We start from the raw sequence: 21,408 nt of genomic DNA, 5'->3' as shown, positions 1-21,408 counted from the left end.
ACTACTTTTCGAGAATCTCAAACTTCTCACCGTTCACTCGCAGATACCTCGGATCAATTCGGTCGAACAGAATCTGATTTTCATCAATTCGATCCCGGAAATTTGGCACTTTGCCGTGCGGATGCGAAATCTCTGTCTCTTTTTGAGGTTCGAGGATAAATAACCGAAGTTCATTTGTGTCGGTGTTGAAGTACTCGAGTAACTTGGCACCATCGCTCCGGATATCACATATTCGACAATTCGCATCAAAGCTCAGCTTGCACAATCGCGTTGACGTCGAGCAAGCTGGAATCATCATTGCCGTTAACAAGAGCAGCAAGATTAGAAACTTCCCTATCATTTGCAGCTCCAGTTTCCAAACCCTTGACAAGGGTCTCGTTGAGGCCTAGTTACTGGGAAAGAAAGTCCTGTGGGTCTAAATTGAGAACAGACTTGAACACACGGCCTGCACGACTGACCGCCGCTCAATCCCGTGCCATTTGCAAATCGGTCCGCGTCACATTCAGCTTGAGAGTCGCCTTTCGCGTACTGGTCAAAGAATTCACGACCCTCACTAACGACTCTGGCGATTCCACTTCCTAAACTTCCTCTTTGGGCAGCCTGACAGTTTGCCATACAGTGGAAGAATTTATCGGCGCCAATCGTGTTGGCTGTACGCATATCCGAATAGTTGTTCGAAAAGTCGGAAAATGCTCCAAACCCAAGACCAGAACCTGGGCATCCAAAACTATACGACCAACGGCCTCCAGACGGACTCGGCTTCGAAAAGATTGAATTGTCGGCGGATTCGTTGTGTGACCAGTACCAAGGATTGTAGTCTGGACCACGAGGTCGCGATCGATTCTCCCATTCGCGATCAGCATCGTCTAGACCGCGAGGATCACGGTATTTCAACGGCCTATTTTTTACATATACGTTAAGATTTACATCCCCGCCCGCGAAGCCAATGGGGTCTTCGGAGATGAAGCGGCCAATGCCGGGATGGTACCATCTGGCCCGCGAGAATTGTAGCCCGGTGAAAGTGTCAAACTCACGTCCGGTGAACTGGAAGCGTGTCGGGAAGTTTGCGTTCGTTCCGTGGCCGAAGGAATCGTAAGATTGAGAGACCGTGATAGCTCCGCTTTGATCGGTTAATCCGATTGTGCTTCCAAGATGATCCTGCAAGAAGTATTTAACATCGCTACCGGTTCTGAGGCTTAGCTTGTTATCGATGCCGTCGCCGTTTTGATATTTGGTTAGTGTTCCGTTCGTGTCGTCCTGGATCACATCAAGCCCGTCGAAGGTATATTTTTCGACCGTTCCCTTCTGCGTTCGTTTGACCCTGCGTCCGAGAGCGTCGAACGAATATTCGACTGTATCAGTTCCGTCGGATGCCGAAACCAGCCGATTCTCATCATCCCAAACAAACGACCAACCCACCGTGCCCGTTGTCTGTCCGATCATTGAACCGTTGGCGTCGTAGCTGAACGATGCATTTGCGGTCGCGGTTAGCTTGTTGAACGGCTGATGAGTATAACTCGCACTCCGATGCGACGCCGTCCTGTTTCCAACCGCATCAAACGCATAACTCTCATTCGCCGTCCCGTTCGTCATTCCCGTCAGCCGATCAACGTTGTCGTAAGCGAATTCCTGGTCTGTGCCAATTCCGCGATCTGCCCGATCTGATTCGCTGCATTGTAAGTGAAATCATTTTCGGTCAACGTCGCCGATGCCGATTGATGTTTCAACTTCTTCAATCGGCTCATCCCGTCGTATTCAAACGTCGAAGTGATCCCGTTCGGCAAAACAGTCGAGATCAATCGATCGGCGATGTCGTAGCCGTATGTAAAACTCTGGCTTGCATCGTCAGTCAGCGTCGTCAAACGGTTTGCAGCGTCGTAAGCATAAGCGGTATGAACATCACCATTCAGCTTCAACTGTGTCCGATTACTGTTTGCGTCGTATGCCCGTTCGGTTACGTGACCGAAAACATCGGTTTCAGTCTTTAACCGACCTCGATTGTCGTAAGTCAACATAACAGTTCCGGCACCATTTGTCGCCGAGATTAACCGCGAAAGAGCATCATAACCGTAGGTTGCAGTTGATGTTGGAGACGGATTGCCCATTCCGTCAGAATAGCTGATCTCGGTCAGCCGATTAAGGCTGTCGAAACTATACGTTGCTTCTCTGCCGCGATAATCGGTTCTTTTCGTCCTGTTTCCAACAGCGTCGTATTCGAAACTCATGGTTGCTCCGGCCCGTGTCTGAGTTAATGCACGTCCCAAAGGATCGTATGTATAAATATACTCCTGATTGAGGGCATCTTTCACCTTTGTCAGCTGCGACCGCAAGTTGTACTCGAATTGAGTCTGATTCAAAAGCGCATCAGTGATCTTGATAAGCCGGTTCGAAGTGTCGTAATCATAGGTAGTCGTCCGTCCGGCAGTATCAATGCGTGTCTTTATATTTCCATTAAGATCATAGGTCATCGATTCTTCCAGCCGTGTCGCTCCCGTCGTTGCCGGAGGATAAATTATCTTCTTCAAGCGGTTGAAATCGTCGTATTCAAGGTTAGTTACATTACCGAGAGCATCTGTCTGCGAAATAAGATTCGACATCAGGTCATAGCCGTAAGTAGTTGAATTCCCCAGCGGATCGGTTATTCCCGTTAGCCTATTTGCGCCATCATAAGAGAAATTCGTAACATTTCCGCGAGCGTCTCTGAAGGCAGTCCTGCGGCCCGCAATATCGTAAGTGTTCTCGACAAAACTCGTGTCCGGGTAGATAACCTTTTTCAACCGGTTATTAAGGTCGTATTCGAAACTCGTCGTCTGGCTTAAAGCATTTGTTGTGCTGGTAACTCTGGCTCTCGGATCATAGGCAAAGCTTGTCGTTTTATTGTTTGCATCCTTGATCTGGGTCATTCTTCCAGAACTGTCCCACGTCAGGGTAGTTATTTTGTTCCGGGCATCCTTTATCGTGAGCGGCTGGCCGATCATTGAATATGTAAATGTCGTCACATTTCCTAAAGCATCAGTCGCTGTAAGCAGATCGCCATTCGAGTTGTACGTATTGGTGAATGTATTTACATTCGGATCTGAATTTTGGGAATCGACGCGGTCCTTGTAGGTGAGGACTTGCCCGAAAGCATTATACGTCCATTTCTGTGTTCCTAAATCATCGACGGTTTGGATGATGTTTCGATCATTGTCGTAGGTATAAAGGGTCTCCCGCCCTAACGCGTCGATCGTTTTCGTGAGTCTTGCTTGTGTGTCGAAAATGTTTTCGGTAATTTCCGAACCGCTGCTGCCGCATCCGCACAATCCTTCGGTTTTTGTGACCTCGTTTCGTCCGCGAAAGCTCTTGAAGTAAAACTTTGTTTGAATATACGGGTCGGCTGAATTCTTCTTGTGCTTGACGATCGTGTACGGATTAGAGCCAGTCAGATTCGTATAATCGAATTCGTACTTTTCTACGCCGCCTTGTAATTCAGAGGTAGTAGCTCGTCCGCTTGAATCGTACAAATGCGTTTCCAGAATGTTATCAAGTGCATCCTTTACGGTGGCGAGAAAAACCTTCCCGTAGACAGCAGTTGTGTTGTACTCAAATTTATACTTCGAAGCATCTGCAAACGTGACGGTTTTCAGTCGCCCCGTTCCCGGAAAATACTCGTACGTGGCAACCGAACCCAATGCATCTGAAATTTCTTCGACATATCCATTTGCGCTCATGGTGAACGTAAGAGTTCGACCAAAGGCATCGGTAACAGTAGCCAATCGGCCATTAACGTCATAAGCGAGAGTCGTCTGATTCTGGTTTCTATCTCGTTGCCAAAGAAGCCTGCCGGTTTGATCGAACTTATGAGTCCGCCCGTCTTTGAATGTGAGCAAAAACGTTCCGTCCGCTTCCTTAACTATTTGGCCCTGAAAATCAAATGTCAAGGACTCAAAAGGGTCGGTAGTTAAACGGCGACCAAAATAGACCGCGCGTGCGTCGGGCAGATTAAGTCGAAGAAGTCTATCTCCGTAGATCCAAAGACTCTCGTCATATTTGGTTGACCAACCAAATCCAAACATCCCCGAAGATTGGATCATGCTATTGTAAAAACGCCTGATCTCTATCCGCTCACCAATTCCGGGCAGATCATAGTCGGTATGCTCGACCCACATGTTCCCGTTTGTCACGTTTACGGGTTGGCCAATGCTCGGGCAAAACCGTCCGGCATTCTCCGCCCCGCCGGATGCGGTGACGTGAGCAGTTACCGAACTATAAGCATGACCGCCTCGGTTATCTGTAATTCCGTATGGGATATCAAAAGTTCCTGAGACCGTCCCGCCAACAACAGCGATTCCACCAAGGTAACCAACATACCCTCTACCCACCGGTGCTGCTTCCGTCCAGTAATGCGTGTAATGACCTATGATCGCATCGCCATCCGGATCATAATCGTTATCGTGCGCATTCCCGAGAGACGATAGCACTGAGCCCGGTGCGACAACTACATCAGGAATTGCAACAGGTGGATTGTTTTGTTGCTGAGCACTTATGATCGGAGCTCTTGATGAACTGAAGACCTAGCACGCGTAAAAGATCCGAATAGTAAACGAACCTCTTAACAGTACGCTTGGAGAAGCGAAAGTTTTCATCACCTTGTGAGTTCTTATGGTTCCATGCTGCGGCGTCAATTGGGATTTGCGGGACATATGTTTTGTATTTGCTCCTACTTATTAGAAAGCACGTAATTGTTTGCGACGGACAAATGGTAAAAGAGTAGCCGCCGGCGCTTTGTCGGTGTACGGGAATCCGAGGGGGGTCAGGGGCTACTCCTGCTTATTAAAAACTGTTTGGAACAGATCCTAGTCGAAGGATCGGGAGATCGAATCTGTTAAGTGATTCGGGAAACGTATGCCGGACAAGTTAGCAGAGGGTTTGCGGTCTGTCAAGGAGAATGTTTACATACGGTCTAAGCCACAAACGGGCGAGATTGTTTGAAAGCAAATGGTCGCATTAATAAGGCAGCTCAGTATTCTATGGACGGTACATTTTTTGTATTTATGTCTGCAAGTTAAGGCAAACGTGATAACAGATCGGGAGCAGTCAAAGCAGAAAATGCGGAGAGTGTTTAACACACGGGCGGGAGGCGATGAAGATTTCCACATCTGTGGAAAACGGGGTAAGTGGTTGAAAGAAGCTGCGTTAGCGGGAAAGCGGCTGGAAAACCTGTCCTAAATAGATACAAATTTTATCTAACAATGGAGCAAAGTTAGGAAACTTTGAGCCAAAGTTAGCTAACAATAGAGCAAAGTTAGCTAACAATGAACCAAAGTTAGCTAAAAGTAAGCCAAAGTCAGCTAAAAACAGAGCAAAAATTGCCACGTTCTGGCAGAGTGTTTAACACGGAAGCTTTACCAGTGCACGCACCGGGACAAGTGATCTCTTTCCTATTCGCGACACACGATCACGATAGCTTTCTTAGTTTTAGGAATAGATTTACGATACGCGGGTCGAATTCAAGTCCGGCCCATTCGATCAGATATTGTACGGCTTCTGTTTCTGATCTGGCTGCACGTCGGGGCCGGTTGTCGGTAAGAGCGCAGAACGAATCCGCTACACGAATGATACGTGCGGCAAGCGGTATCTGCTCTCCCGCCAGTCGGTCAGGATATCCGTAGCCGTTCCACCATTCATGATGCCAACGTATCAGAAGCTGAACACTTCGCGGCAAGCCAAGCTTTGCGGCTTCCTGTTCACCGATGACCGAATGCCGCTGCATATCAAGCCTTTCGATATCTGAAAGCTCACGGGCTTCTCTAATGTAGTCTCGCTTCATTGCCATCTCGCCAATGTCGTGAAGCAAAGCTGCCTGCTGCATCAACTTACGATCGTGCTCATGCATTCCGAACTCATTCCCGATCGAATCAGCTATTTCGGCGATCCGCAAACCGTGCGCGTGGGTGTAACCCTCAAATAGGTCAATCCTCGAGGAGATATCAAGCAATTTCTCTTCTGAAGAAGGGTCAAAAGCAACTGACGTTCTCATAAACGTTGACTCAGCGAAACAGAAAGGATTCTAACATATTTCGCCTTGCAACTGAGCTTTTCTCGTAAGTCTAGACCACTTGCTTAAGCTCTGAAAGCATTTTCAATGCGTCCTTGTCATTGGGGACTATCTCAAGAAATCTGTTCAATTCACCCTCCGCCCGCCTGATCAGATCCATATCAATGTAGAATTCGACCAGCATCATACGTATCTTGGAATTCTTCGGATCGAGTTTTACCCCGGCCTGAAATTCCGATTCAGCCTGATGGCGATACTTGTCACCCAAAAAAGATAGGGCCTGTCCGAAATATGCGTGATAAAGCGCGTTATTTGGGCTGTAGTGAACGGCGCGTGCGAGCTGTGTCGCTGCCGCCGAATAATCTTCAGCTTGCAACTGTTCGAGGCCTTCTTCGAAACAATTGAGGCCAAGCTCGGCTTGCGGGTCGCCGCCTCCGACCTCTGCATTAAAGCCAGCGTTCTTGCGTTTTTGCCTTAATTCGAGTTCCTTTTTAACCTTAAGATCATAGGCTCGTCTCGTTTCATCCGTTCGCAAGGTCTCATATGCATGAGCCAATTTAGTGAAGGCGGCCTGCACCCGTGAATGTATCTCAGTGCTCTCTCTCCGGAAAAGATCCGGGTGGAATATCTTTGCCAAAGAAAAATAGTAATTCTTTAGATCGGCGGTCCTTACATCTGTTTCGACACCTAAGATGTCATAAAATGTTTCGGCATTTTCTACCTGTGAAAGATATTCTTCTACAGTCAGCTGGTCCGTGCCAACGCCGGGTTCAGAGATCTCCGCAGACACAGCAGATCCCTCATTCACTTCTTCAACCTTTGTTGCGGCGATTTGAAGCGTGGGCATCGGACGTGCGTGGATCTTCCTATTTAATTTTGAGGATCTAATAGCCTCCAGCTTTTGCTCCGGGATCGCTCCGTTCCAGCTATGCCTAAGGATGAAACCGCCAAGCCAGAGTGAATAAATGGCCTGCATCAATCCGCTTTCGGGAAGAGTATTCATTGACCTGAGCTGTGCAATGGACTGTCGTCCGGTCGCAAAGCGGTTGAGTACGTATTCCTCGTGCGGCTGGAGCGACGTCCCCGAAGCCGAGTTTCCGCATTGTTCAAATACCTCGTCAACGCTGCGAAATCTTTCGTAAACGATATTGCCAGGCACGCACCGAGCGTAATTTATCAAGCAAGTCTGAATGTCAACGTTGTATTCAAGCCCCTCGCGGAGCCTCGCATGCGGGCTGAACTCCCATTCGCCTTCCCCTCGTGAGAGAAGCTCGATAAGTATCGCTTCAATCTGAGAGATGGTCAGCTCTTTTAATTGCTCCTCTGAAAGAATTCCTTGAGAGATAAGGGCAGATGAGAGCTCCACATCGTTGGCAAAGTTCGGGCACTTGGCGAGAGCCTCTTTGCCAAACGCCTTTTTCCCCAGCCCGATCGTAAAGAGACGATGTTCTTTCTCATTGGAAACGGCGTGGACGACAGAACCATCGCGGAGGTAAATGATAGCTTTACGGCTACCGTTAGCGATACGTATCGAACCGTTGAGGCAATGCTGACGCAGTTCTACCAATAGCTCCGCGAGCGGAAACTGAGCAAATGTACCTTTTACGTCAAGATCTGAATTGGGTGACATTTGGAGATCTGGAAGACCGCACGAAAAAGTATCGTGCTAGCTTATAGATTAACAGAATCGATCGGTTTCGTGTCAAGAATTTGGCTTCGCAAGAGGTGGCATACTTTGACTCTTCGCAGGCAGGCCGGTGTGCGACTTAAAGCTTTGTTCACTGAGTAGTTTAAGACATAAAAAGGCAGAACGTCCTTCTTAGTTCCTGAGCACGCGGCCAACTATTTGACACCTACTTAACAAATTGCGAAAGTTGTCTGCAGGCCAGGATCTGAGCCGTTTTTGTTAAGTGAAAAAAGACATTGATATCCGTGAGTGCATAACGGTCGATCAGCTTTCGGCCTGTGTTGAACTCCAGCGAGAAGTATTCAAATTGCCAGAGATAGAGATATCACCGGTAAGGCATTTTATCGTTACCAAGAACGCGGGCGGATTTATCCTTGGCGCGTTTGAAAATAGCGATCTTATCGGCTTTGTTCTAAGCGTCCCTGCGTTCCTTCGCGGCCAAAAGGCCTTCTACTCGCATATGACTGCGGTTCGGGATGATTTTCAAAGTTACGGTATCGGAAGGCGGCTTAAATGGGAACAGCGGCTAAAAGCCCTTGAACTTGGCGTCAAGTTCGTTAAGTGGACCTTTGAGCCGTGGAAAGCTCGAAATGCATATTTCAACCTTGAAAAACTTGGAGCCATCATAACCGAATATCAACCAAATTTTTACGGTATAGACTACGCTACAGCATCGACCGGCGGAAAGAAGATCGGTCTCGCGAGCGACCGATTATTTGCGGAGTGGCACCTTGAAAGTCCTAAGGTGATCGCGCTTTCGAAAGGTGAAAGCTTTGCTGAACCGAACTATCCCGAACGGCAAATAGATGTTACTCCTGACTGGTCAGCACTTGTGGCTCAAAGCCCTGAGGCGGCACTTGCAGAACAGAAAAGGCTCCGCTTAGAGTTCGAAGCAGCATTTGCCGACGGACTTGTCTGTAAAAGCTTTAAACGCAGTGAGTCTGAGCCGCAATACCTTTTTTACAGGAAGGAAAATGCCTGAATTTACGATCGATGCAGATATTCGCCGTGCATCTACACTGCCAGCCAATTTTTACACGGACGAGCAGTTTTTTAATATGTCGCGCGAACGTATATTCACGCTATCTTGGCATCTGGTAGGCACCCAGGATGAGGTCCGGAATCTAAAGCCGGTTACTTTACTTGAAGATTTTTTAGACGAACCTCTGCTTTTGGTCGAAAATAAAGGTGCGATCAAATGCTTCTCCAACGTCTGCACACACCGCGGCAAAATACTCGTTGATGAACCGTGCCTTGCCGGATTAATACGTTGCGGTTATCACGGTCGGCGCTTTTCGCTGGATGGTAAGTTCGTTTCGATGCCTGAGTTCGAAGGTGTTGAAAACTTCCCTTCAGTGGCGGACGATCTTCCACAAATTCCGTTGGAGCGTTGGGGGAGATTTTTGTTCTCTTCTATTTCGCCCGCGGCACCACTAAACGAATTCCTTGGTCCTGTTGCCGCATCAATAGATATTAATGAATATTCTGATGCACGCCTGGTCTCCAATAAGCTTTACAGTATAGATGCCCATTGGGCACTCTATTGCGAAAATTATCTGGAAGGATTTCACATTCCCTTCGTACATCATTCGCTTAATAAAGTTGTCGATTACGGAACCTACTCAACAGACCTGTATCGGTACTCGAGTGTTCAGACCGGTTATGAACCGGACGGGACACTCGCTGGGACCTATCTCTTCATTTTCCCTAATCTAATGTTTAACTTTTATCCTTGGGGGATATCCGTCAACATTGTTCGGCCTGTAAGCTCTTCGAGTTCCGTTATCGAATATTTTACCTACGTTTCCGACGACTCGAAATTTGGTTCCGGTGCAGGAGCTGATTTGGAACGAGTCGAGCTAGAGGATGAAGCCGTTGTGGAAAGCGTCCAGCATGGGATACGTTCGCGATTTTATGATCGCGGGCGGTATTCGCCGTCGAAGGAAAAGGGTACGCATCACTTCCACCGATTGATAGCCGAGTTCCTCGGCTGACAGTTCTCATATTAGAATCATTCCAATGACCGCTTCCATCCGTAAAGAAATAGAAGAATTGCGTGCCGAGATCGAACGGCACAATGAACTTTATTATCAAAAGGCAGAGCCGGAGATCTCTGATTATGATTTCGATATGCTGCTCGAGCGGCTAAGGGCGCTTGAGGCAGAGCACCCCGAACTCATCACGCCGGACAGCCCGACTCAGCGCGTCGGCGGAAAGGCAGACAGCTTGAGGCCATTCGCTCACACCGTTCCGCTAATGTCGCTGGACAACAGTTATTCCCTTGACGACCTGAAGGCCTTTACCGAACGCTGTGAGAAGTTGGCTGAAGGAAGAAAGCTGGAATACGTCGCCGAACTGAAGATAGATGGATTGAGTGTTTCGCTGCATTACGAAAACGGAATTTTGAAGACTGCTGCAACACGCGGGGATGGCCAAACCGGCGATGAGGTCACGCAGAATGCGAAAACGATCCGCACCGTTCCGTTGCGCCTCAAAAAGGATGCTCCGCAGCATGCGGAAATTCGGGGCGAGGTATTCTTATCGCGTTCTCAGTTTGCCAGAATCAATTCAGAGCTTGAGATGCAGGGCGAAAAGACCTTTGCAAACCCACGAAACTGCGCAAGCGGAACACTGCGAATGCTCGATTCGCAGGTCGTCGCTTCGCGCCGGCTGGATATGTTTCCCTACGACGTGTTTTCTGGCAGCCAGAAGATGTTCACGACGCACTGGGAGAATTTTGAGTGGCTGGAAAAGAATGGCTTCAATGTCAATCCGAACCGGGCTTTGTGCGCCGGTTACGACGAACTTGTCGCTTTCGTCAACGATATGGAAACGCGCCGCGACACACTTGATTATGAGATAGATGGCGTTGTCGTAAAGGTGAATTCGACGGCGTTGCAGGACGAGTTCGGTACGACAACGAAAGCACCGCGTTGGGCCATCGCTTACAAATACCCGGCACGCCAGGCAACTACAAAACTACTTTCGATCACCGTCCAGGTCGGAAGAACCGGAGCCTTGACCCCCGTAGGAAATCTTGAGCCTGTTCAGCTTGCTGGTACGACAGTTGCCCGGGCATCACTCCATAATGAGGATGAGATAAAGCGGCTCGACCTTAAGATTGGTGACTATGTCCTTATCGAAAAAAGCGGCGAGATCATCCCACAAGTGCTGCAAAACATACCGGCAAAACGGAACGGTACCGAGACCGACTTCGAATTCCCGACCAAGTGTCCCGTATGTGGTTGGGAAGCTGTTCGGCCTAGAGGCGAGGCCGTCCGCCGCTGCACAAATCCTGACTGCCCGGCGAAGATCAAGGCACGTATTCAATACTACGCCTCGCGAAAAGCGATGGACATCGAAGGCCTAGGAGAGGTGCTGGTCGAAACGTTGGTCGATAAGGGGATGATTAGTGATGTCGCCGATCTTTACAACCTAAAAGTTGAGGACATCGCGGCTCTTGAACGAATGGCCGAAAAGTCCGGCACGAACTTGATCGAGCATATAGAAGCAAGCAAAACACGCGGGCTTCAGCGCCTGCTTTATGGCATCGATATCCGCCACGTCGGCGAACGATATGCCAAGATACTTGCCAACAATTTCCGCAGCATCGACCGCATCGCCAAAGCTTCGGTCGAGGAACTTGACGACATCCCTGAGATCGGCCTCACCGTAGCGGAGAGCGTTCATTCGTGGTTCCGCGACGCGAAGAACATCGAGTTGATAGAAAGGCTGAAAGCCGCCGGTGTCCAGACGGAAATGGGTGTCTCTTCGACCGCTGCTCTCGATGACCGCTTCGTCGGAAAGACGTTCGTGCTAACCGGAAAGCTCGAACATTACACCCGCGACGAAGCCGCTAAGCTGATAGAAGAACGCGGCGGCCGCGTCTCATCATCCGTCAGCAAAAAGACAGACTACGTAGTCGCCGGCTCCGACGCGGGTTCGAAACTGACCAAAGCCGAATCCCTAGGCGTCACCGTACTGAATGAAGCTCAGTTCTCTGAGATGACTGGAACTCAACAATGAACCAAGGCGTTTCAATGCTCGAGACGCTCCGGGATTTCGTCACGAAAGTAGAAGGACTCGGCATCGAATAAATGATCTCCGATTCCTACGCCATGAGCGTTTATGGTGAGATCAGGACAACGCGCGATATCGACGTTGTCATTGAACTTCAGCGTGAAGATGTCGCGCGATTCGCACACGCGTTTCGAGATGATTACTACGTCAGCGACGATTCCATACGAAGCGCGATCTCGCGGCGGTCCATGTTCAATTTGATCAGCCACCAACACGGCGGCAAGATCGACTGCATCATCGGTAAGGATACGGACTTTGCCCGTGAGAGTTTTCGCGGCAGGATACGTGCGAACATCGCAGACGTTATCGTGTGGGTAACGACCAAAGAAGACCTGATCATAGCCAAGCTCAATTGGGCGCGCGACACGCATTCCGGCACTCAGATCCGCGATATTGCCAGTCTCACCGACAGCGACTATGATGCCGAGTACGTCGAACATTGGATCGATAGCCTCGGGCTTCAAAATATCTGGTCGAAGGTTCTGAATGGAAGACACAACGAGAGAAAATCGAAGATTAGTCTACGAGATCGTGATGTCTAGGACCGTCGAAGAGCGTTTCATCATGTGAGCGCTGATGTATGAGGACGCGAAAGCAATCGCCCGCGCCGCACTGCCGCCCGGCCTTTCCCCCGACGAACAGGAACGCGAGATATTCAAACGCATCCACGGCGATTACCCCGAAGTCGTCGCGGCCCGCATTTACTAGCTGTAGCCAATTGCGATCTCCGCCGGGTTGCCGCCGCGCCTTTTCGGGCGGGCTATTCCCTTTTGATGAAAGGTTATACAATCGTACGTATTAACCTTGAGGAGCCTTCGTCATGACAAATTTTTTCACATCACATCTTTCCGAAACTGACCCGTTTATTTCTGAGGCTATCGATAATGAGGTCCGGCGGCAGGCCGATGGATTGGAGCTGATCGCTTCGGAGAATTTTGTTTCCGAGGCCGTGCTTCAAACTATGGGCACCGTATTTACGAACAAGTATGCCGAAGGCTATCCGGGCAAACGTTATTACGGCGGCTGCGAATTCGCTGACGTGGTTGAACAGGCAGCCATCGACCGAGCCAAGCAGCTTTACAGGGAGAAGACAGGGAGGCACGTATCGGGGATCTCGCGTGAGGCCAAGGATGCCCTGCTCCGATATCATTGGCCCGGAAATGTAAGAGAACTGGAGAACGCGATAGAGCGCGCAGTGATAATTGCTTCGGGCCGGCAAATAGAACTTGAGGACCTTCCTGAAACGGTGGCAAGTGTCGGCCTTTCAGGACAAGCCGGGAATATCCTTTATAGGGCTACCGAAGGAAGACGAAGCTCCGTCGGCTTTGAAGTAGAATTGCCGGCCACAATGGAAGAGGTAGAGGAACGTACGATCAAAGCTACACTCGATTTCACCGAAGGTGATAAATCGCGCGCGGCCCGGCTGCTGAAGATCGGTAGAAAAACGCTTTATCGAAAATTAGAGCAGTACGGCACCGAATGAATTTCGGGTCAGTGCAAGTGTGCGCTATCGTGGCCGAGAAATCCGAAAAGCTCGTACTGTGAAGGATCAGGCACAAATGACCGTGGCGGATTTCCGTCGTGATATATGAATATGTGGAAACACGCGTTTACACCATATTCGATCAGGGCATCCAGCTCATTCGCCCGCTCCATCTCCGCAAGAACCTGCATCAAATAGTTCTGCTCCTCGACCGGCATATGTTTTCTTGCAAGGTCAAACGCGCAGCCAGAGGTATGCGGCGGCAGTGAGCCTGCACCACGAACTTTGTAAGAGTTCGCATTATTGCTATTCAGCAGGATCTGATAATCCATTGAACGCGTTAGCGAGGTTACGCGCAACGGACGCCCGAACTTTGAAAAATAGGCATCAGCAAGCTTCTTAAGTATCGGCCTTGCACGCGGGTGAAACATTCGGAGCAACCTTCGACGGATCTGCTTGCGGTCCGCTGCATTATCAAGATCATACTTCTGGCCGGCGAAGTTGTCAGCCAATTGCTTTAGTATCGGATACTTCGGATGTCCTTGCTGTATTGGTTGCCGAATATCTTGAGGATTGCCAAATTCGAATGAGGTGAACTGTACGTCCTGGGCAGAGCCTCCCACATCAAGATAATAACTTTCTGTTGCCATTGGAAGCTCGATCAGTTCGCGCTTTAGTCGTTTATCTGCAAGGTCCGCAAAGTCCATCGGTTGTTGATAACCTTCAGCCCGCATTTCCCGCAACTTACGGGTTTGCTTTATAACGCCATCGCCAAAAAGTTCGGGAGGTACTTTCAACCCCGCTGGACGGATCCCTTTCTCGCCCGGGCGGTCTTCCATGGCCAGCCGCTGACGCTCAGCAAGGAAGGCGGCCGATACGTTCAGGTTCTCTTCCCTAGCTTCAGCAGAATCTATATTCATATCCGCAACGTCAGAAGCCACAAGTTCATCCTCGGCAACTTCCCATTCGGAAAGGATGTCTGCGATGTCTGTTTCATCCTCACCGCCTAGGGGATCTATTACTCGAACAGGTATTGGATTATTGCTGGCAATGGTGATCGAATTTTGACCTTGTGTTTGGCCGCCGCCATATGAAACTACCAATAACCCAATCACCGTAAAGAAAACGATAAGCAGTGCTAAACCGCCGGCTGCGGCCAAGAGCCATTTGGTGTCATAATCGTCTTCGTCTTCATCATCGGCGCGGACAGCGTGCTCCATTTCTTTAGGCCGGTCGGGTTGGCTGACGTCGATTCCAGGAGAACTTGCGGGCTGAATAGTTTCAACTATCGCATCCTCTTTATCTGCGAATGTTATCGTAGTAGAGCTGCCAAGCGTGACCGTATCGCCAGATCTTAGAACACGCGGCCGAGTTATGCGTTCACCATTTACAAAAGTGCCGTTAGTAGAATTCTCATCGGAGACTATCAGATCGCCGTCCTCAACAAAAAATACTGTGTTAACACGCGAAAGCCCGGTGTCATCAATGGGAATGTCCGCAAGGTCTGTGCGTCCGACCGAGATCTCATTCTCGACCGTTACTGAACGGCTTTCATAGGGGCCATTGATACGAAGAGTAAATCCCACGTCGGTCAGTCTGGATCAATGATGATGGTCGTCGTCTTCGGCTTCACGGAGTTTTGAGGTATCGATCGAACCGGCAAAATCATCAAAATGGAACATCGATTCGTCTTTGCAATTTCCACAATAAAAGGTCGCATCCTCACCCAGATACATATCCTTTAAGTGGAACGCGATAAAACATCCATAGCATCGCTGAACGCGTTTGCCGAATTCGCTTAGCAAAGAGTTCTGTTCATTATTTTCCATTATTGAATACAGGATTTTACCATAGCGGTATTCGCAAACCGCTCCGCCAGATATACGACACCGCGTCGGATCATTTTACGACACCGCGTTTTGAGGTTTCTATGAAATCTAAAAGAGTATCAACCTCAGCAGAAGCTGTTATCTCTTTGCGAATGCGTTCCACAGCTTGTGTGGTATTCAGCTTTGAGGAAAGGAGCAAATGAAACGCGTGACCAAGCTTTTCGATCGCATCCTTTGAGTAACCTCTTCGTTTCATGCCGACGCGATTCAAGCCATAGCATTTTGCATGGTTTCCCTGAATGATAGCGAAAGGCATTGCGTCTTTTACGACAACGGAATAGCCGCCCACAAATGCTTCAAGCCCGATGCGACAGAATTGGTGCACGCCAGAATAAGCGCCGATGTTAGCCCGATCGGCGATCTCAACGTGTCCGGCAAGCGTTGCTGCATTTGCCATGATCACGCCGTTCCCAATGGAGCAATCGTGAGCAACATGAGCCTGCGCCATCAAGAGATTGTCATCACCGATAGTCGTGATCCCGCCGCCGCCCTCCGTGCCGCGGTGTATGGTCACAAATTCACGGATCTGGTTCCGCTGCCCGATCGTTACACGCGTCGGTTCACCGGTATATTTAAGATCCTGCGGTGCAAGGCCAATTGAAACGAACGGAAAGATGTGCGTCTCATTACCGATGGAGGTTTCGCCATCAATTACGACGTGTGAATCCAGCCGAACTTTATCTGCGATTACCACGTTCGCGCCAACGGTGCAAAATGGGCCGATAAAGCAATCATCTCCAATTTTAGCGTTCGGATGAACGATGGCCGTCTTATCGATCGTGGTCATTCTCAGAATTTGCGTCTATATTTGCGGGATCGGGAATATCGTCTCTCTGGACGTGAGAGTCCCTCACAATAAGCCAAGTGCAGATGGCCATAGCGGGGATAGAAAGAAATACACCGAGCAATGCACCGCCGATGGTTGATGCCGCAATGCCTAGAATCCCAAGCCGAGGCTTCCCCTTGAAGATCCCAAATCCCAATGGGATCAGTCCAAGAAAGAAGCCAACCGCAGCATTCAGCAGCGTAACGTAAATAATGGCTTCCTGTGTTGTTAATCGGATCGCTTCCATCTTTGTAAGATCTATTCCTTTGGCCGGTCTCCGAAAACTGAGATTATCTCCGCTTCGGCCGAGATTTGACCGTCAACAGATGCTAGACCGCGCATACGATGAACCTTGGAGCCGGTCCTGAGAGCGGTAACTTCCAGCCGAAGAGTGTCGCCGGGAACTACTGGCCGTCGAAACCGAGCACTGTCGATCCCACCAAAATACGGGATCTTATCCTCCCGGCCCTGAAATTCGCGTAGAGCAAGGATCGCGCCGACCTGAGCTAAGGCCTCGATCTGAAGCACACCGGGCATGACCATTGAGCCTGGAAAATGTCCCTGAAAGAAATACTCATTTGCCGTTACCTGTTTTATTCCGACAATGCGAGCCCGCGGCTCGATCTCCACTATCTTGTCCACAAGGAGAAAGGGGTAGCGATGCGGCAGAATACGGATTATCTCCTGAATATCGTAGATTACCATTTACGTTGACCTGAATCAGTAAAACAGCCGGACGAGGAAAACGTCCCCGACCGGCTGAATACTACAAGAAAACTCTCCGTAAAACTAGCGAGGCGTTGCGGCGGTTGCGGCCGTCGCGGGTCGCGAGTTGAAGTAGGTGATGAATTCCTTGGTAATGTCCGCCTTTGAAGGGTTATAAGCAAGGATCATCGCTCCTGCATCTAGCTTCGCCAAATCAAGTATGATGTCATAGCCCTTTTGGGTCGCGAAATCCTGGATTGCCTTGCCAATATCCTGCATTATCGGCCCTAGTACTTGTTGCTGGCGACGCTCAAAGCGTGCCTTACCGTCTTCCTGCTTTCGCTTGATAGTGGTCTCCAGCGTTGTGTATTCCTCAACCTTTGCCTGAGCTGATTTTTGGTCGATCGGAACTGGGCCGCCTGCGGCTGCTTGGTCCTGTAATTTTTTGATCTCCGCACCAAGAGCCTGATATTTATTTATCAGCTGCTGTATCTCAGTTTCGACCGGCTTAAATTCAGCTTCAAGCGAATTCATCGCGTTGAGATACCGTGTAATACCCTCTTTCGAATCGAACTCGGCAGTGTTAATGATACCTACACGGAGAGTAACGGGCTGCGCCGCTCCCTGTGCTGCCGCTTCCGAAACAAGAAACGCTGCAAACAGGAGGCCGACAGCAAGAACTAACGATCTTTTCATCTTAAAAAAACTCCTAATGATCTGGGCAAATTTAATCTTGATCTCAGTATATTTGAGACATTTTCCGGCAGAATTGTTGCCCGTTGCCGAAAAATAGCAAGCGAGAATAGTATTTCATCGCCGTCCATAAGTCAATTTTATTAGTTTTGCTCCTATGGGCGCGGAGTAGGTCTAGCGTTATAAAACGTAATAAAATCAGCAGTTATGTCGTAACGATCGTCATAACCCATCAGGATATCATCCTGTTCAAGTTTCGGGCCATTCAGAATGATCGCGAAGCCCTTTTGCTTCGCGTAGGCATTCATTGCCAAAAAGATGTCATCAAAAATTGGCCCAACAAGCTCGGGATAGCGCTTTTCATACCGCGCCTTATAGTCCTCTTCAGCCCGCTTCAATGCGACCTCCAGGTCCTGGCCCTCGTTGACCTTCGCTTGAAGCTGAACCTGGTTTACGTTCTGAGCGCTTCTCAAACGCTCTACCTCAGCAACAACGGCTCGATATTTTGTCTGGTCGGCCTGGATCTTGTCCACTAACGGCTTCAGTTCGTCATTAAGTGTCTTGATCGCTGACTTAAGGCGGGTGATACCAGGACCGTCACCTTCAGTAAATAGGATCGGGTTAACGATCCCTATCTTGCCCGTACCTGCCGGAGGCCCGGCTGCGGGAGGCGGCGTCTGTCCGAAGGCCATCATCGGCAAAAGTAAAAAGAACGTTGTGAGCAATGTAATTTTCATAACAAATAGTTCGCCCAAGCCGATCAGAATGTTCTACCGACCGTGAACCTAAGACCATTGCGCTTGCCGGGAAGGAATATACCCGGAAGCTGTTCGGTAAAACCGAATTTCCCATTGGGGTTGTAATAATAGATGAGCCTGAACGGCACATTAACGACAGGCACCTGTACGCGAAGCTCCATACCGACGCTTGCCTTGAAATCTCCGATCTTTGCGAACGAGCTATCATCAACTCTAAGCAGCGAATTCTGCTGCGCCTCGCCACGTAGATATAGTTGCTGAACCTCAGGAGAGAGTGTCGTTGGGCATCCGAAACGGTTACCGCGGCAGAACTGGTTCAAAAAGTCGGTCTTGGTCATTAGCCGATTTCTGAAATACAGAAGGCTTCCGAAGCTACTTTCAAGAACTGGCGTGTTGATCAGAGCCAGAGCCGTTACGCGACCTGCACCGAGAAATCGCTCGTCATCGAGGAACTCACTATTGATCCTTTGTGTTCCCGATTTCCTCAGGTTGAACACAGTACCCACATCGGCAAATGCAGCCAGCGTGGCCGGGCCGAATAACGGGATGCGGTATTCGAAATTCCCGAGCAGCTGAGTGTCGCCGCCGATGAAACGGAAGTTGCGGGTAAATAGTGCCGGATTAGGTCCGTCAGGACCGGTCAACAAACCGAGTTGCCGGATCTCCTCCGCGATCAGTGGGTTGACAATGCCATGATTCGTATTGGGAGTTCCAAACGAGTTCGTGGCAAGCACAACATTACGCGTTGTAACGTAGGTATCAAACGGTGCGATCGGCCCGATGGCACGTGAGGTGTAGCCGCGAATATCATTCTCACTTCCAAGGAAATAGCGTTCGTATATAGGTATTCCATTTACGAACGAAATAGAATTGGCATTTCGGATCTTATCCGTAACGGCCCAAGTTCCGATGGTCCCTGCCTGTATCCTGAATGCGAATACTTCGGGGTTCTTCGAACGCTTCTTTCGCATCGGGATGAACTGCGTATAAGAGATGTTTGGCTGATAGGTCCGGACATCGCCACCAAGCCCGGCAAAACCTATGGATGCTGCGATCTGCGTTCCGCGGAGCGTATCGATCCCGTTCGCCGCCGGCTGTCGCGTATCATACACAAAGGTTCCGGTAATTCGGCTGGTCAAAATATTCGGCTGTGCATAGATGATGGGGATCCGTGCGGCCGGATCGGCTGATTCATTCACCGGAGGATCCTCGATGGTTGTGGCCGAGAACTGATACGTCAATCCGATGCGAGAGAACTGAGTAAAACGTCGCTTCTTGAACAAAAGCTCCGAAAGCGGGGCCGTCGCAAAAACGGTAGCACCGTAGGTGCTTTGGGTAAAAAGGTTGCTTTCGTCAGTCAACACCTGAGCGAACGGATCGAACAACTGGTTGAGAAGGTCCGTATTCTGGGTAAGGAATGTTCCTTCACCAAAAAATTTGTATCGCGAGGCGAATAGTGAAACACCGACGGAGATAGGCCGATCACGGAAATAGGGTTCCTGATAGGTGATCTGAAGACTCTGCTGACGGTTGCCGGCTCCAAGCGAGAATGAAAGTATCTCCCCCCGTCCGGCCAGGTTATTGGTCGAATACTCAAGACCAAAGAATGAACCGCCGATGCCGGAAAGCCCGCCGTTGAAAGATATCTGCTGGCGTCCCTTTTCTCGCACCTTCACGACAAGATCAACATCGCCCTGCTCTTCATCAGTTCTTGTCTCGACGTCCTGATCTTTATCGATAGGGTCGAAATACTGAGTCTGGTTCAAACGGACTATCGAGATCTCAAGTGCCCGCTGGTTGTAGATATCACCTTCGTTCAACAAAAACTCACGCCGCATGACCCGATCGCGGGTAAATGTGTTCCCTGTAAATTCAAGCCGACGAAGCGTGAACTGCTTGCCTTCTTCTATAGTGATGGTTATATCGACTATTCCTTCATTAGGATTATCCGGATTGTCGCGAAAAACGGGATCAAACTCTGCGTTGTACTGTAAGAAGCCTTGCGAACCATATTCCTTTTTCAGGTTCTCATATACGGCCTCCTGAAGCCGCTTGCCGTCCGCTATCTCACCGGGACGCAGGCCCACATAGGCCAAAATAAGCTGCTCAGAGAAGATAGAGTTCCCCTCGACCTTAAGTTCCCCAACCCTGAATACCTTTCCTTCCTGGACTGGGATAACGATCTTCAGTGTGTCGTCAACTGATGATACAAGGGGTATCGGAAGCGTGATCAGCGGAATAATGCTGGTTCGCTTTACCCCCAGTCCAACCACTTCAGGTTCACCTATCCTAGCCTGAAAATGTCCTTTGGACCACATATACGACCGAACATTGCGCTGCAAGTCGTATTCAAGCTTGCGTAGATCGAGAATATCCTGGCCTTTGAATCTGGAGATCAGGTTGGTCTCTTTTACAAGCTGGAGAGCCCCGCGGAGCTCACTGTCCTTGAATTTCTCGTTACCTTCGAATTCGATCTTTACGATGCGGGAGCGGTTACCCTGTTCAACGTTGAAAGTGAGTGCAATAGACGTCGCGGAAACCTCTTCTTCTTCGATATTGACCGTCGCATTGGGGTAGCCCTTTGAAGCGTGAAGCTCGCGAAGGATCCGCGTGGCATTCCTCGCCTTGACTGGATCGTAGATCTCTTCTTTTGAAATTCCTGCACGCTGCTCTCTGAATGCCTTAAGGATATCCGATTCCGGCACTGCCTTTGCACCCTTGAACTGCAGGTCACGGATTATCGGCCATTCGCGCACCTCGAATATCACATTCACGCCGCCGCGGACGCCATCTGTTACAAGAACACGGGTGGCGGTCTTGTCAAAGAAGTTCAACGACAAAAGCTCGCGTAGGTCTCGTTCAAGTGCAGCGGGGTCATAAACATCACCCGGACGCGTCTTAATGTAATAGATCAGGTCGTCATCGCGTAGCCGACGATTTCCCTGAATATCGACAGATTCGACTATCTGCTGACGCGCAACTTCTGACCTAGCTTCTTTCTTTGAAGCATCACTTGCGGGATGATCACCAGCGGCCTTTTCAGCAACTGGGTCTTCAGGGTCGCCATCGGCGGCCGCAATGGCCGGAAAAGCCAATATTGCAAGAGCCAGTGCGACACATCCGAACGCTCTCAATGTCTGCATACAAAAACTATATCCCTTATAAATGCGATTCGGGAGCCGGAGAGCCGCTCCAATAGCCGAGCTCGGACACCAAATATTTCAATGTCAGAGCCGCCTTAAATGCCGAA

Annotated in this window: 20 protein-coding genes and 1 pseudogene; 6 read left to right on the top strand and 15 right to left on the bottom strand. The window is 49.6% G+C overall.

Annotation, left to right across the window (positions count from 1 at the left end; translation table 11 throughout):
• Position 1: 1 nt before the first annotated feature.
• The 6 genes from JVX88_RS02660 to JVX88_RS02635 all read right to left on the bottom strand — a co-directional run bounded on the left by JVX88_RS02660 (position 2) and on the right by JVX88_RS02635 (position 7,667).
• Positions 2 to 340 carry a hypothetical protein gene (locus JVX88_RS02660; protein ID WP_211625497.1) on the bottom strand — a complete coding sequence of 113 codons (339 nt, stop codon included), beginning with the start codon at positions 338 to 340 and terminating at the stop codon, positions 2 to 4.
• The gene (locus JVX88_RS02655) at positions 337 to 1,593 is read right to left on the bottom strand and encodes an RHS repeat-associated core domain-containing protein (protein ID WP_211625496.1); all 1,257 of its coding nucleotides are present in this window, start codon (positions 1,591 to 1,593) and stop codon (positions 337 to 339) included. Before JVX88_RS02655 ends, JVX88_RS02660 begins: the two co-directional genes overlap by 4 nt.
• Before the next feature lie 5 nt (positions 1,594 to 1,598).
• On the bottom strand, positions 1,599 to 4,460 hold the full coding sequence (locus JVX88_RS02650) for a DUF6531 domain-containing protein (protein ID WP_211625494.1): 2,862 nt from the start codon (positions 4,458 to 4,460) through the stop codon (positions 1,599 to 1,601).
• A gap of 715 nt (positions 4,461 to 5,175) precedes the next feature.
• Positions 5,176 to 5,355 carry a hypothetical protein gene (locus JVX88_RS02645; protein ID WP_211625492.1) on the bottom strand — a complete coding sequence of 60 codons (180 nt, stop codon included), beginning with the start codon at positions 5,353 to 5,355 and terminating at the stop codon, positions 5,176 to 5,178.
• A gap of 82 nt (positions 5,356 to 5,437) precedes the next feature.
• Positions 5,438 to 6,019, bottom strand: a complete 582-nt coding sequence (locus JVX88_RS02640; protein ID WP_211625490.1) for an HD-GYP domain-containing protein — start codon at positions 6,017 to 6,019, stop codon at positions 5,438 to 5,440.
• Positions 6,020 to 6,089: 70 nt separating this feature from the next.
• Entirely contained in the window at positions 6,090 to 7,667 is a 1,578-nt protein-coding gene (locus JVX88_RS02635; protein WP_211625488.1) for a DUF4388 domain-containing protein, read from the bottom strand.
• A gap of 280 nt (positions 7,668 to 7,947) precedes the next feature.
• On the opposite strand from JVX88_RS02635, the gene JVX88_RS02630 reads away from it, so the two are divergent.
• The 4 genes from JVX88_RS02630 to JVX88_RS02615 all read left to right on the top strand — a co-directional run bounded on the left by JVX88_RS02630 (position 7,948) and on the right by JVX88_RS02615 (position 12,346).
• A complete protein-coding gene (locus tag JVX88_RS02630) occupies positions 7,948 to 8,706 on the top strand; it encodes a hypothetical protein (RefSeq protein ID WP_211625486.1) in 759 nt (252 codons plus the stop codon).
• Entirely contained in the window at positions 8,699 to 9,718 is a 1,020-nt protein-coding gene (locus JVX88_RS02625) for an aromatic ring-hydroxylating oxygenase subunit alpha (RefSeq protein ID WP_211625485.1), read from the top strand. The genes JVX88_RS02630 and JVX88_RS02625 overlap by 8 nt, the downstream gene beginning before the upstream one ends.
• A gap of 25 nt (positions 9,719 to 9,743) precedes the next feature.
• Positions 9,744 to 11,750, top strand: a complete 2,007-nt coding sequence (gene ligA, locus JVX88_RS02620; RefSeq protein ID WP_211625483.1) for an NAD-dependent DNA ligase LigA — start codon at positions 9,744 to 9,746, stop codon at positions 11,748 to 11,750.
• A gap of 71 nt (positions 11,751 to 11,821) precedes the next feature.
• The gene (locus JVX88_RS02615) at positions 11,822 to 12,346 is read left to right on the top strand and encodes a hypothetical protein (protein WP_211625481.1); all 525 of its coding nucleotides are present in this window, start codon (positions 11,822 to 11,824) and stop codon (positions 12,344 to 12,346) included.
• On the opposite strand, the gene JVX88_RS02610 is transcribed toward JVX88_RS02615, so the two are convergent.
• Positions 12,321 to 12,593, bottom strand: coding sequence for a hypothetical protein (locus tag JVX88_RS02610; RefSeq protein ID WP_211625479.1), 273 nt, complete (start codon positions 12,591 to 12,593; stop codon positions 12,321 to 12,323). The two genes, JVX88_RS02615 and JVX88_RS02610, sit on opposite strands and share 26 nt — an antisense overlap.
• Positions 12,594 to 12,624: 31 nt before the next feature.
• On the opposite strand from JVX88_RS02610, the pseudogene glyA reads away from it, so the two are divergent.
• Positions 12,625 to 12,885, top strand: a pseudogene (gene glyA, locus JVX88_RS43850) (serine hydroxymethyltransferase); the annotation flags it as partial.
• A 267-nt stretch (positions 12,886 to 13,152) separates the two neighbouring features.
• Positions 13,153 to 13,287, top strand: coding sequence for a helix-turn-helix domain-containing protein (locus tag JVX88_RS43845; protein ID WP_225931448.1), 135 nt, complete (start codon positions 13,153 to 13,155; stop codon positions 13,285 to 13,287).
• Positions 13,288 to 13,295: 8 nt separating this feature from the next.
• On the opposite strand, the gene JVX88_RS02600 is transcribed toward JVX88_RS43845, so the two are convergent.
• The 8 genes from JVX88_RS02600 to bamA all read right to left on the bottom strand — a co-directional run bounded on the left by JVX88_RS02600 (position 13,296) and on the right by bamA (position 21,301).
• Positions 13,296 to 14,873 carry a DUF5715 family protein gene (locus JVX88_RS02600; RefSeq protein ID WP_211625475.1) on the bottom strand — a complete coding sequence of 526 codons (1,578 nt, stop codon included), beginning with the start codon at positions 14,871 to 14,873 and terminating at the stop codon, positions 13,296 to 13,298.
• A 15-nt stretch (positions 14,874 to 14,888) separates the two neighbouring features.
• On the bottom strand, positions 14,889 to 15,116 hold the full coding sequence (locus JVX88_RS02595) for a hypothetical protein (RefSeq protein ID WP_211625473.1): 228 nt from the start codon (positions 15,114 to 15,116) through the stop codon (positions 14,889 to 14,891).
• A gap of 70 nt (positions 15,117 to 15,186) precedes the next feature.
• Complete coding sequence (gene lpxA, locus JVX88_RS02590; RefSeq protein WP_211625471.1) at positions 15,187 to 15,963, bottom strand: acyl-ACP--UDP-N-acetylglucosamine O-acyltransferase; 777 nt, start codon at positions 15,961 to 15,963, stop codon at positions 15,187 to 15,189.
• Entirely contained in the window at positions 15,947 to 16,249 is a 303-nt protein-coding gene (locus tag JVX88_RS02585; protein ID WP_211625469.1) for a hypothetical protein, read from the bottom strand. The genes lpxA and JVX88_RS02585 overlap by 17 nt, the downstream gene beginning before the upstream one ends.
• An 11-nt stretch (positions 16,250 to 16,260) precedes the next feature.
• The gene (gene fabZ, locus JVX88_RS02580; RefSeq protein WP_211625467.1) at positions 16,261 to 16,707 is read right to left on the bottom strand and encodes a 3-hydroxyacyl-ACP dehydratase FabZ; all 447 of its coding nucleotides are present in this window, start codon (positions 16,705 to 16,707) and stop codon (positions 16,261 to 16,263) included.
• A gap of 84 nt (positions 16,708 to 16,791) precedes the next feature.
• The gene (locus JVX88_RS02575) at positions 16,792 to 17,403 is read right to left on the bottom strand and encodes an OmpH family outer membrane protein (protein ID WP_211625465.1); all 612 of its coding nucleotides are present in this window, start codon (positions 17,401 to 17,403) and stop codon (positions 16,792 to 16,794) included.
• A gap of 152 nt (positions 17,404 to 17,555) precedes the next feature.
• Positions 17,556 to 18,137, bottom strand: a complete 582-nt coding sequence (locus tag JVX88_RS02570) for an OmpH family outer membrane protein (protein WP_211625463.1) — start codon at positions 18,135 to 18,137, stop codon at positions 17,556 to 17,558.
• Positions 18,138 to 18,160: 23 nt separating this feature from the next.
• Positions 18,161 to 21,301 (bottom strand): outer membrane protein assembly factor BamA, encoded by a 3,141-nt coding sequence (gene bamA / locus JVX88_RS02565; RefSeq protein ID WP_211625461.1) that lies wholly within the window; start codon positions 21,299 to 21,301, stop codon positions 18,161 to 18,163.
• Positions 21,302 to 21,408 lie beyond the last annotated feature (107 nt).

This window comes from Leptolyngbya sp. 7M, assembly GCF_018128485.1.
This window is presented reverse-complemented; position numbering and strand designations above follow the sequence as displayed.

Bases quoted from the DNA above. Each gene is read 5' to 3' on its own strand.
- JVX88_RS02660 (WP_211625497.1), bottom strand. From the start codon at position 340: ATGATAGGGAAGTTTCTAATCTTGCTGCTCTTGTTAACGGCAATGATG.
- JVX88_RS02655 (WP_211625496.1), bottom strand. From the start codon at position 1,593: ATGACGAACGGGACGGCGAATGAGAGTTATGCGTTTGATGCGGTTGGA.
- JVX88_RS02640 (WP_211625490.1), bottom strand. From the start codon at position 6,019: ATGAGAACGTCAGTTGCTTTTGACCCTTCTTCAGAAGAGAAATTGCTT.
- JVX88_RS02635 (WP_211625488.1), bottom strand. From the start codon at position 7,667: ATGTCACCCAATTCAGATCTTGACGTAAAAGGTACATTTGCTCAGTTT.
- JVX88_RS02625 (WP_211625485.1), top strand. From the start codon at position 8,699: ATGCCTGAATTTACGATCGATGCAGATATTCGCCGTGCATCTACACTG.
- ligA (WP_211625483.1), top strand. From the start codon at position 9,744: ATGACCGCTTCCATCCGTAAAGAAATAGAAGAATTGCGTGCCGAGATC.
- JVX88_RS02615 (WP_211625481.1), top strand. From the start codon at position 11,822: ATGATCTCCGATTCCTACGCCATGAGCGTTTATGGTGAGATCAGGACA.
- JVX88_RS43845 (WP_225931448.1), top strand. From the start codon at position 13,153: ATGGAAGAGGTAGAGGAACGTACGATCAAAGCTACACTCGATTTCACC.
- JVX88_RS02595 (WP_211625473.1), bottom strand. From the start codon at position 15,116: ATGGAAAATAATGAACAGAACTCTTTGCTAAGCGAATTCGGCAAACGC.
- lpxA (WP_211625471.1), bottom strand. From the start codon at position 15,963: ATGACCACGATCGATAAGACGGCCATCGTTCATCCGAACGCTAAAATT.
- JVX88_RS02585 (WP_211625469.1), bottom strand. From the start codon at position 16,249: ATGGAAGCGATCCGATTAACAACACAGGAAGCCATTATTTACGTTACG.
- fabZ (WP_211625467.1), bottom strand. From the start codon at position 16,707: ATGGTAATCTACGATATTCAGGAGATAATCCGTATTCTGCCGCATCGC.
- JVX88_RS02575 (WP_211625465.1), bottom strand. From the start codon at position 17,403: ATGAAAAGATCGTTAGTTCTTGCTGTCGGCCTCCTGTTTGCAGCGTTT.
- JVX88_RS02570 (WP_211625463.1), bottom strand. From the start codon at position 18,137: ATGAAAATTACATTGCTCACAACGTTCTTTTTACTTTTGCCGATGATG.
- bamA (WP_211625461.1), bottom strand. From the start codon at position 21,301: ATGCAGACATTGAGAGCGTTCGGATGTGTCGCACTGGCTCTTGCAATA.